The organism is Pseudomonas nabeulensis, from assembly GCF_004682045.1.
Taxonomy (GTDB): Bacteria; Pseudomonadota; Gammaproteobacteria; order Pseudomonadales; family Pseudomonadaceae; genus Aquipseudomonas; species Aquipseudomonas nabeulensis.
In genome coordinates this window covers 19,706-30,623 of the sequence record NZ_QUZT01000012.1, presented here as the reverse complement: position 1 = coordinate 30,623, position 10,918 = coordinate 19,706, and the positions used below count along the sequence as shown (strand labels likewise).

At 61.4% G+C, this 10,918-nt stretch carries 7 protein-coding genes; 4 read left to right on the top strand and 3 right to left on the bottom strand.

Features of this window, described 5'->3' with window-relative positions; all coding sequences use genetic code 11:
• Positions 1-247: 247 nt before the first annotated feature.
• The 4 genes from putP (at position 248) to DYL61_RS08885 (ending at position 5,404) form a co-directional block, all read left to right on the top strand.
• On the top strand, positions 248-1,732 hold the full coding sequence (gene putP / locus DYL61_RS08900) for a sodium/proline symporter PutP (RefSeq protein ID WP_135308024.1): 1,485 nt from the start codon (positions 248-250) through the stop codon (positions 1,730-1,732).
• Between the two features lie 205 nt (positions 1,733-1,937).
• Entirely contained in the window at positions 1,938-3,782 is a 1,845-nt protein-coding gene (gene tssI, locus DYL61_RS08895) for a type VI secretion system tip protein TssI/VgrG (RefSeq protein WP_135308023.1), read from the top strand.
• A 27-nt stretch (positions 3,783-3,809) separates the two neighbouring features.
• A complete protein-coding gene (locus tag DYL61_RS08890) occupies positions 3,810-4,493 on the top strand; it encodes a DUF4123 domain-containing protein (RefSeq protein ID WP_135308022.1) in 684 nt (227 codons plus the stop codon).
• 74 nt (positions 4,494-4,567) lie between these two features.
• On the top strand, positions 4,568-5,404 hold the full coding sequence (locus tag DYL61_RS08885) for a 23S rRNA (adenine(2030)-N(6))-methyltransferase RlmJ (RefSeq protein ID WP_135308021.1): 837 nt from the start codon (positions 4,568-4,570) through the stop codon (positions 5,402-5,404).
• Positions 5,405-5,541: 137 nt separating this feature from the next.
• On the opposite strand, the gene msrA is transcribed toward DYL61_RS08885, so the two are convergent.
• The 3 genes from msrA to aceF form a co-directional block, all read right to left on the bottom strand.
• Positions 5,542-6,189 (bottom strand): peptide-methionine (S)-S-oxide reductase MsrA, encoded by a 648-nt coding sequence (msrA, locus tag DYL61_RS08880; RefSeq protein WP_135308020.1) that lies wholly within the window; start codon positions 6,187-6,189, stop codon positions 5,542-5,544.
• Between the two features lie 72 nt (positions 6,190-6,261).
• Complete coding sequence (locus tag DYL61_RS08875; protein WP_135308019.1) at positions 6,262-8,955, bottom strand: putative bifunctional diguanylate cyclase/phosphodiesterase; 2,694 nt, start codon at positions 8,953-8,955, stop codon at positions 6,262-6,264.
• Between the two features lie 316 nt (positions 8,956-9,271).
• Entirely contained in the window at positions 9,272-10,915 is a 1,644-nt protein-coding gene (gene aceF / locus DYL61_RS08870) for a dihydrolipoyllysine-residue acetyltransferase (protein WP_135308018.1), read from the bottom strand.
• Positions 10,916-10,918: the final 3 nt, after the last annotated feature.

Here is a 10,918-nt window from a genome sequence, read left to right as displayed (position 1 = left end):
GGTTTTCTCGATTTTCGCCGTAGGTGCAACTAATTCCCAAGAAACTGGTTGCACCCTATTTGCATTGTTGAATAGGATTCGCGCCCTAGGTGCAACCACCTCAAGGTTCGGTTCATCGGCTGACGGCTTTCCTGGGGAAACGTCGGTCATAAATGCGCGGCAGGCAGTTTCGTCTACCCCTCTGAACAGATGGGTGGCCGTCTGACAGACCGCCGCTACATAAAAACAAAGCCAGGGCATCACTCTTATGAGCGTTAGTAATCCAACCCTGATCACGTTTGTGATCTACATCGCAGCAATGGTGCTGATCGGCTTCATGGCCTATCGCTCCACCAATAACCTCTCCGATTACATCCTGGGCGGTCGCAGCCTCGGTAGCGTGGTCACGGCCTTGTCGGCCGGTGCTTCCGATATGAGCGGCTGGTTGTTGATGGGCTTGCCGGGCGCGATCTACATGTCCGGCCTGTCGGAAAGCTGGATCGCCATCGGCCTGATCGTCGGTGCCTACCTCAACTGGCTGTTCGTGGCCGGTCGCCTGCGGGTCCAGACCGAACACAACGGTGATGCCCTGACCCTGCCGGACTACTTCTCCAGCCGTTTCGAAGATAAAAGCGGCCTGCTGCGGATCATCTCTGCGGTCGTGATCCTGGTGTTCTTCACCATTTACTGCGCTTCCGGCATCGTGGCCGGTGCCCGCCTGTTCGAAAGCACTTTCGGCATGTCCTACGAGACTGCGCTGTGGGCCGGCGCGGCGGCGACGATTGCCTACACCTTCGTTGGTGGTTTCCTGGCCGTGAGCTGGACCGATACCGTACAAGCCACCTTGATGATCTTCGCGCTGATCCTGACGCCGATCATCGTGCTGCTGGCCACCGGTGGCGTTGACACCACCTTCCTGGCCATCGAAGCCAAGAACCCCGACAACTTCAACATGCTGAAAAACACCACCTTCATCGGCATCATCTCGCTGATGGGCTGGGGCCTGGGTTACTTCGGCCAGCCGCACATCCTGGCGCGCTTCATGGCGGCGGATTCGGTGAAGTCGATTGCCAGCGCCCGTCGCATCTCCATGACCTGGATGATCCTGTGCCTGGCCGGCACCGTGGCGGTGGGCTTCTTCGGTATCGCCTACTTCTCGGCGCACCCGGAAGTCGCGGGCCCGGTCAACGAGAACCACGAGCGTGTGTTCATCGAACTGGCCAAGCTGCTGTTCAACCCATGGATTGCCGGCGTGCTGCTGTCCGCCATTCTGGCGGCGGTGATGAGCACCCTGAGCTGCCAGTTGCTGGTGTGCTCCAGCGCCCTGACCGAAGACTTCTACAAGACCTTCCTGCGCAAAAACGCCTCCCAGCTTGAGCTGGTGTGGGTCGGCCGCCTGATGGTACTGGTCGTCGCCCTGATCGCCATCGCCATGGCCGCCAACCCGGAAAACCGTGTGTTGGGCCTGGTGAGCTACGCCTGGGCTGGCTTCGGCGCCGCATTCGGTCCTGTGGTGCTGATCTCGGTGATCTGGAAAGGCATGACCCGCAACGGCGCACTGGCCGGCATTCTGGTGGGTGCAGTCACTGTGATCGTGTGGAAACACTTCGAACTGCTGGGCCTGTACGAAATCATCCCAGGCTTCATCTTCGCCAGCCTGGCGATCTACTTCGTGAGCAAGCTGGGCGCACCGACGGCAGGTATGGTCGAGCGTTTTGATGCGGCGGAGAAGGATTACAACCTCAATAAGTGATTCGTCGAGCGCCTGGCGCTCCATGAATTGCAAGAAAGACCCGCGTCCTACGGATGGCGGGTCTTTTTTTGCGTTGGATTTGAGACGGTTCGAAGACGATTCTGACGTGGCCGTGTAGGGCTTTACTGATTTCTTCCGGGGATGCTCAGCAGGGTAGGGCGGTGGTGCAGAATCCGTTGCCCACCCCCTCGCAGAGAAACACCGGATGTTCGCTCCTGCCAATCAAAGTGCCTTCAACCTGACCCTGGATGGGGTTGTCAGTGACCTCAAGGTCTACAGCTTCAAAGGTAACGAAGCGCTCAGCCAGCCCTATCGTTTTGACCTTGAACTGGTCAGCGAGCAGCCCGACCTGGATCTGGAAGGCCTGCTGCATCATCCGGCGTATCTCGGTTTCGACGACCAGGACCATGGTGTGCACGGCCTGGTCTACCGAGTGGCGCAAGGCGATTCCGGGCGGCGGTTGACGCGTTATCAGGTCAGTCTGGTGCCGCAGCTGGCTTATCTGAAACACAGCACGCATCAACGCATTTTCCAACACCAGGCGGTGCCGCAGATCATTGCGCAGGTGCTGGTGGGGCAGGGCATCCCGAGTGATTGTTTTGAGTTCCGGCTCAGTGGCGCTTACCCCGAGCGTGAGTACTGCGTGCAGTTTGGCGAGACCGACCTGGCGTTCATTCAGCGGCTGTGCGCCGAACTGGGTATTCACTATCACTTCCAGCATTCGGCCGAGCGGCATTTGCTGGTGTTTGGCGATGATCAGACCGTGTTCCTCAACGCTGAGCAGCCCACGCCTTACACCCCCGGCTCCGGGATGGTCGCGGATACTCCGGCGATCAAGCGCTTTGCAGTGCAGCTGGAAACCCGCGCCACAGCGGTAAGCCTGCGGGATTACGATTTGGGCAAGCCGCGCCTGGTACTGGAAAGTACGGCCTCCGGCGAGCAGTTGCCTCGGCTTGAAGAACAGGCTTATCCCGGCCGTTTCAGTGACCGGGCCCATGGCAAATACCTCGCGCAGCGTGGCTTGGAGCGTCATCGCAGCGACTATCGGGTCGCCCGTGGCAGCGGTGATGAGTCGGCGTTGCTCAGCGGGCACTTTTTCAAGCTGGCGGGGCATCCGCGGGAAGACTTGAACGACCTGTGGCTGGTGACCCATGTCTGCCACGAAGGTAAACAACCCCAGGTACTGGAAGAGGCCGTGACCGATGTGGCCGACGGGGATTTTCGTCAGGGTTACCGCAATACATTCACTGCCACGCCGTGGGAGGTGATTTTCCGTCCGCCAATGCCGGAGCCTCCGCGCCCGAGTATGGCGGGTTATCAAAACGCCGTAGTCACCGGCCCGGCCGACAATGAAATCCATTGCGACGAGTATGGCCGGGTCAAGGTGCAACTGGCCTGGGACCGCAAGGGTGAGCATAACGACCATTCCAGCTGTTGGCTGCGGGTGGCCAGCGGTTGGGCCCATGATCGCTACGGTACGGTGCTGATCCCGCGTGTTGGCATGGAGGTGCTGGTGGGGTTCGTCAATGGCGATATGGACATGCCCGTGGTGGTGGGTTGCTTGCCCAATGCCGCAACGCCTGTTCCCCTCGACCTGCCGGCAGACAAGACGCGCAGTATCTTCCGCAGCCAGAGTAGCCCCGGTGGGGGTGGCTACAACGAGCTGCGCATCGAGGACCGCAAGGGAGCCGAGGAAATCTACCTGCGTGCCGAGCGTGACTGGGTCCAGGATGTGTTGCATGACCAGCGGCTCAAAGTGGGGCGGGCCATTCAAATCGGCGCAGGGCAAAGCGTGGTGATCGATGCAGGTGCCAGCGTGACGATTCAGGCCGGCGGGCACTCGATTTCGCTGTCTGCAGCCGGAATTTTCAGCAGTGTGCCAATTGGGCTCGGCGGCGCCCCCGTGCCTTTGGTGACCGGATTGGCTGAGAAGGTGCTGGCGGTGATGCCTGCGCCATTGAGCGCGGTGCAGATAGCCACCTTCAAACGCAGCGCACCGTTTTGCGAAGAGTGTGAGCGCTGCAAGAACGGTCAGTGCGAGATTGCCTGACGCTTACTTTAAAAGGACGTTACGTCGATGTTTGAACCCTTGCTAGCGGGTGAACAGATCTTTGCGGTACTCAGCGCTGCCAGCGACGCCAAGCCTCAGGAGGCCTGGCGAACGCTGGTCGGCAGGACGCAGTTGCAACCCCTTTGGGCCGACACACCCTATGCGACGTGGGAAGCGGTCATGCCCTACGTCGGCATCGTCGAGCCGGGGAGCCCGTTTCTCGATTGGGTCGCCTCTGCCGACGCGACGGATTGGGGCTGGTTGGCCGTCTCGTCCAGCCCAGTGGAAACGGTTGTGGCGCATCTGCAAAGCCTGACCAAGGTGTACCTGCCGGAGGGTCGGGAGGTGTTCTTGCGGTTTTGGGACGGGGCGCAGCTGCTACCGATCCTCCAGCAATGCGGTACAGAGGTATTGCCGGTGTTCCAGCGGTATTTGATCAATGGCCAGTCGCTGACGGTTGAGACGGTGCCGGTCACTGCCGCCAAACCCGGTCCATGGTGGCGGGTGCCCGCACCGTTATTGGCGCATCTGGCAGAGCAGTCGCCGCAGACCTTGATCGACAACCTGCTGCAATGGCTCGAAGAACAGCGCCCTGACCTGTACACGGCCTTTCCGGCATCGACCTTGCGGCACAAGGTCGCCTATTTCGCCCGTGGCCTGGAGATCAACCATGAGACGCTGGCCGATTACCTGACATCCGAGTTGAGCTGATCAACCGCCCGGCACGCCGCACTGCACCAAAACCTGCGTAGAAGGTAAACTTCGCCCCCTGCGCAGGAGCAACCATGAATTATCGTCACGCCTTTCACGCCGGCAACCATGCCGATGTCTTCAAACACCTGACCTTGACCCGCCTCATCGCCCTGATGTCGCGCAAGGAGCAGCCGTTCGCCTACCTCGACACCCACGCCGGGATTGGTCTGTATGACCTGCAGGGCGACCAGGCCAACCGCACCGGTGAATACCTGGAAGGCATCGCGCGCCTGTGGGGCGAGAGCGACCTGCCGCCGTTGACCGCCGACTACATGCGCGTGCTGCATGAGATGAACCCGGACGGCCAGTTGCGTTACTACCCTGGCTCGCCGGAGCTGGCGCGGCGCCTTACGCGGCCACAGGATCGCGTGCTGCTCAATGAAAAGCACCCGGACGATGGCGTGTTGCTCAAGGACAACATGAAGGGCGACCGTCGGGTCAAGGTGCACTTGGGCGAAGGCTGGCATGTGCCACGCGCCTTGCTGCCGGTGCCAGAAAAGCGCGCGTTGATGCTGATCGACCCGCCATTCGAAAAACTCGACGAGATGCAACGCTGCGCCGCATCCCTCAAGGAAGCCGTGGGCCGCATGCGCCAGACGGTCGCCGCTATCTGGTACCCGGTGAAGGACCAGCGCATGTTGCGCCGTTTCTACCAGGACCTGGCCGGCACGGGTGCGCCGAAGTTACTGCGTGTGGAGTTACTGGTGCATCCACTGGATACGCCGAACACCCTGACCGGCTCGGGCCTGGCGATTGCCAACCCGCCGTGGGGCTTGGAGGAGGAACTGCGTGAGCTGCTGCCGTGGTTGTCCAAGAAGCTTGGGCAGAGCCAGGGTGGGTGGCAGATGGATTGGCTGATTGCTGAATAACCCGCATCCAAGCCGAACATAGAACCCAATGTGGGAGGGGGCTTGCCCCCGATAGCAGTGTGTCAGTCAATACATCTGTAACTGATACACCGCTATCGGGGGCAAGCCCCCTCCCACATTTGTAACTGTGCCTGGCGTCAGATCGGGCAAGTCACGCCAGTACCGCCGATGCCGCAATACCCCTGCGGGTTCTTCGCCAGATACTGCTGGTGGTACGCCTCGGCGAAGAACACCGTGGGCGCCTGGTCGATTTCCGTTGTGATCTCACCCAGCCCGGCCTTGGTCAGCTCTTGCTGATAAGCCTGGGCACTGGCCTGCGCCGCCGCCAACTGCTCCGGCGTGGTCGCATAGATCACCGAGCGGTACTGGCTGCCAATGTCGTTGCCCTGGCGCATACCCTGGGTCGGGTTGTGCAGTTCCCAGAACATCTTCAGTAGGTCTTCGTATTTCACCTTGGCCTGGTCGTACACCACCAGCACCACTTCACTGTGGCCGGTCAGGCCTGAGCACACTTCTTCATAGGTCGGGTTCGGCGTGAAGCCGCCGGCGTAGCCGACCACGGTGCTGACCACGCCATCGCGCTGCCAGAACTTACGCTCGGCGCCCCAGAAGCAACCCAGGCCAAAGATCGCAAAGCTAACGTCATCGAGGAACGGGCCCAGCAGCGGGTTGCCGTTGACGAAGTGGGTCTCCGGCAGCGCCATCGGGGTTTCACGGCCAGGCAAAGCTTGTTCTTGAGTAGGCAACACGTTTTTGTTCACCAGAATTTCCGAGCGCAAGACCATGATCAGTCCTCTCAGTCAGATTAAGTTGGGTAAGAAATCAGACCGCCAGTGTGCCCGAGTGTTACAGCGCTGTCAGGGGATTGGCCCACGCGGGTAGCGTTTTAGCATCGCCAGCAGCTCTGCACCGGGGATTGGCCGGTCGAACAAGTAACCCTGGCCCACATCGCAGCGGTGCCGGCGCAGGAACGCCAGTTGCTCGGCAGTCTCGATGCCTTCGGCCACCACCTTGAGCTTGAGGTTGTGGGCCATGGCGATCACTGCCGAGGTGATTTCCATATCGTCCTGGTTGTCCGGGATTTCGTGGATAAAGCTGCGATCAATCTTAATGATGTCGATGGGGAATTTTTTCAAGTAGCTCAGCGACGAGTAACCGGTGCCGAAGTCGTCCATGGCCAGGGTCAGGCCGAAGCTTTTCAGTTGGTCCAGTTGCAGGCGTGTGTCTTCGGTGGCTTCCAGCAGCAGGCCTTCGGTCAGTTCCAGCTCCAGCAGGTTGGCTGGCAGCTGTTCCTCTTTGAGGATGGTGGCAATCGAGGCCACCAGGTCCGGGTCGGAAAACTGCTTGGGCGACAGGTTGATCGCCACCTGCAAATTGCCCAGGCCGGCGGCGCTCAGTTGCTTGCTCATGCGGCAGGCCTGGCGTGCGATCCATTTGCCGATGGGGATAATCAGCCCGGTCTCTTCGGCCACGCTGATGAACTGGTCGGGGCGGATCATGCCCTTTTCCGGATGGTTCCAGCGCAACAGCGCTTCCATGCCCAGCAAGCGGCCACTGCGCAGGCACAGCTTGGGCTGGTAGAACACGTCCAGCTCGTTCTGGGTGAGGGCGCGACGCAGGTTGTTTTCCACGAACAGCTTGTAGCTGGCCTCGGCGTTCAACGCTTCGGTGAACACCTGCACCTGATGTTTGCCGTTGGCCTTGGCCTTGTGCAGCGCGAGCCCGGCGTTACGCATCAGGGTCTGCGGGTCGCGCCCATGCAGCGGCGCGCAGGCCAGGCCCACGGAGCCGGTGACGCTGATCAGTTGGTTGTCGACGAACATCGGCTTGTCGAGGGTCGCCAGCAACTGACAGGCGACTTGCTGACCGCTCTCCAGGTCGGTGTCGTCCAGCAGCACCGCGAACTCATTACTGGCAAATCGCGCCAGGCTGCCGCCGCTGCTCAGGCTGTTGCGCAGGCGTCGGGCCAGGCTGATCAGCAGCTTGTCGCCGGTCTGGTGGCCAAGGCTGTCGTTGATCCGCTTGAAGTTGTCGATGTCCACCAGCAGCAGGCTGATCGGGCTGTCGCTGTCGCGGGCAAAACGTTCGTCGAGGTTGCGAATGAACGCCGGGCGGTTGCCCAGGTTGGTCAGGTTGTCGGTGTACGCCAGGCGCTCGATGCGCTGCTGGGCCAGCTTGGCCTGGGTGATGTCTTCGTAAATGCCGATGTAGTGGGTCAACTCACGGTTGTCGCCATACACCTTGGAAATCGACAGCTGGCCCCAGTAGGGCTCCAGGTTCTTGCGCCGGCTCTTGAATTCGCCTTGCCAGCTGTTGCTCTTGGCCAGGCTCGACGGTGCGTCGAACAGCAATTCGCTGAGGTTCTCCAGCGCTGGCAGTTGGGCCAGGCGGTGGCCGTGGACTTCTTCGGCACTGTACTGGGTGATCGCGGTAAAGCTTGGGTTAACGTACTCCACCACACCGTCGCAATTGACCAGCAAAAAGGCGTTGGCGCTTTGCTCCACGGCACGCTGGAACAGGTGCAAGGCGCTGGTGGCGGTGCGGCGGTTGTGGTTGTTGATGACTTGCGCGAACTGGTCCGCCAGTTCACCGGCAAAGGCGATCTCATCGGCTTGCCACAGGCGCGTGGTGCCGATTTGCTCCAGGCAGAGCACGCCCACTACCTGGCCGTCGACGCGGATGCTGGCGTCGAGCAGGGCGTGAATGTCCTTGGTGCGAAGTTCTTCGGCCAGTTCACGGGTGCGCGGGTCGCGCAACGCGTCGGTGGCGTCGATGGCGCGGCTGCTGTGCAGGGCCTCCAGGTAGTCTGGAAAATCGCTGGCGTCGATAGGCTCAGGCAAGTAGTGCTGCTGATCGGCGCGCGCGTACGCGGCAATCGGTACCAGGCGCTGGTCTTCGAGGTGCCAGATGCGGGCGCTGTCGACCTGATAGATCTCGCAGGCGCTACGGGTGATCAGCTCGCCGGCTTCCTGCAAGGAGTTCTGGTTGGTGTAGCGCTGACGGGCCAGCAGCAGGATCAGCTCTTGCTGGGCGCGCACGCGCTCCAGGTGTTGCAGCTGTTCCTGTTGCGCGCGCTGGTTGAGCTCCAGGGCAATTTGCAGGCGGCTGTTCTGGCTCTCCAGGTCCGCCGTCGGTGCGGGGGAAGAGACCTCGCTGAACAGACCGTCGACCACCATCAGGTAGCCGCGCAACAGGTGACGATTGTGTTGTTTATAGGATTCGCCGGTTTCCAGCACGCTGAGCGGGCCATCGCTGGTGTGCAGGGTGTAGCGCACTTGGTAGTGCGGGCTCTGGCTCAGTTGCTGTTGGATGGTGTCGTGCAACTGATAGCGCGCCTGGGGCTCCATCAGGCTGGCGTAGGGCGTTCCAATCAGGGCGCACAGCTCCACCGCCGGCAGGCCGAATTGGCGCTCGCAATTGGGGTCGAGGTAGAGCAGGGCCCAGCTCGCCTCATTCAGCCGCTCGAAACGCAGCATACCGAGGCGCGAAGGCACCGGTAATTGCGTCACTACCTCGGCCGCCATACGGGCGACATCGGGTTGGCTTTTCATGGGGGAGACTCACTTGAAATAACGCGCACGGCGCCGGGCTCACGCCCTCTTTTCTGTTGCCTGCGGCAAGGTTGCATCATGCGGCGCGGGCTGACAAGAGAGGATGAAGGCTAAGTGCTATAAGGGTGTTATCGGCCGCGAAGGGGGATTCTTCAATCGGGATGACGGAAGGTGTACAAACCTGTTTTGCCTGTCCAGTTTTTCGCCAAAAAACGCGCAAAAAAAGCCCCGCCAATTGGCGGGGTTGAGGTACGAGCGTGGCGCTCGGAAATCGGTGCAACCAGGCCTCCCCGATCAAAGGGAGGCCTGTCGAGGCTTACAGCAGGATGGTGCGGATGTCGCCCAGCAGTTGGCCCAGGCGCTGCGTGAAGCGAGCAGCAGCGGCGCCGTTGATCACACGGTGATCGTAGGACAACGACAGCGGCAACATCAGCTTCGGTTGGAACGCTTTACCGTCCCAAACCGGCTGGATAGTGGCCTTGGACACGCCAAGGATCGCCACTTCCGGCGCGTTGACGATTGGCGTGAAACCAGTGCCGCCAATGTGACCGAGGCTGGAGATGGTGAAGCACGCGCCCTGCATATCGTCCGGGGTGAGCTTCTTGTCACGGGCCTTGGCAGCCAGTGCGGCGGCTTCGGCAGCCAGTTGCAGCAGGCTCTTCTGGTCGACGTTCTTGATGACCGGGACCAGCAGGCCATCGGGGGTGTCGACGGCAAAGCCGATGTGCACGTACTTCTTGCGAATGATCGCCTTGCCGCTTGGCGCCAGCGATGCGTTGAAGTCCGGCAGTTCCTTGAGCAGGTGTGCACAGGCCTTGAGCAGCAGTGGCAGCACGGTCAGTTTCACGCCGGCTTTTTCGGCCACGGCTTTCTGCGCAACGCGGAAAGCTTCCAGGTCGGTGATGTCGGCCTGGTCGAACTGGGTCACGTGCGGGATGTTCAGGTAGCTGGCGTGCAGGCCGGCCGCGCCGATTTGCATCAGGCGAGTCATCGGCACTTCTTCGATCTCGCCGAAGCGGCTGAAGTCCACGGTACGGATCGGCGGAATACCCGAACCGCCAGTAGCGCCGCCGGCAGCCGGAGCTTCCTTGGCTTTCTGCATCATGTTCTTGACGTAAACCTGCACGTCTTCTTTCAGCACGCGACCGTGAGGACCGCTGGCCGCGACGGCGCTCAGTTCAACGCCGAACTCGCGGGCCAACTGACGCACGGCAGGGCCGGCATGCACCTTGGCACCGCTTGGCGCAGGTGCGGCAGCAGCAGGGGCCGGAGCGGCCTCGGCTTTTGCAGCAGGCGCAGGGGCAGCGGCAGCCGGAGCAGCTTCAGCCTTGGCCGCCGGAGCTGCCGCAGGTGCTGGAGCTGCTGCAGGCGCAGCGCCTTGTACTTTCAGCTTGAGGATGAAGTCGCCAGTGCCGACTTCGTCTTCCAGCTTGACCGCGATGCTTTCCACCACGCCGGCAGCCGGCGAAGGGATTTCCATGGAGGCCTTGTCGGACTCCAGGGTGATCAGCGACTGGTCGGCTTCGACGGTGTCGCCGACCTTGACCAACAGCTCGATGATCTTGGCCTTGCCCGACGAACCGATGTCCGGGACATGAATGTCCTGGACCGATTCGGCAGCCGGAGCAGCAGCCGGGGCCGCTGGGGCCTCGGCTGGCTTCTCGGCAGGCGCCGGTGCAGCAGCGGCAGCCGGAGCGGCCGCTGGCGCAGGGGCCGCAGCAGCGCCACCTTCGATTTCCAGCTCAAGCAGTTCGTCGCCTTCTTTCAGGCGGTCGCCCAGCTTCACTTTCAGGCTTTTGACCACGCCGGCCTTGGGAGCAGGGATTTCCATGCTCGCCTTGTCCGATTCCAGGGTCAGGATGCTCTGGTCGGCTTCGACTTTGTCGCCGACCTTCACAAACAGCTCGATTACTTCACCTTCACCGCTGCCGATGTCAGGTACGCGAATGAGTTCGCTCACAAA

Bases quoted from the DNA above. Each gene is read 5' to 3' on its own strand.
- msrA (WP_135308020.1), bottom strand. From the start codon at position 6,189: ATGGTCTTGCGCTCGGAAATTCTGGTGAACAAAAACGTGTTGCCTACT.
- tssI (WP_135308023.1), top strand. From the start codon at position 1,938: ATGTTCGCTCCTGCCAATCAAAGTGCCTTCAACCTGACCCTGGATGGG.
- DYL61_RS08875 (WP_135308019.1), bottom strand. From the start codon at position 8,955: ATGAAAAGCCAACCCGATGTCGCCCGTATGGCGGCCGAGGTAGTGACG.
- putP (WP_135308024.1), top strand. From the start codon at position 248: ATGAGCGTTAGTAATCCAACCCTGATCACGTTTGTGATCTACATCGCA.
- DYL61_RS08890 (WP_135308022.1), top strand. From the start codon at position 3,810: ATGTTTGAACCCTTGCTAGCGGGTGAACAGATCTTTGCGGTACTCAGC.
- DYL61_RS08885 (WP_135308021.1), top strand. From the start codon at position 4,568: ATGAATTATCGTCACGCCTTTCACGCCGGCAACCATGCCGATGTCTTC.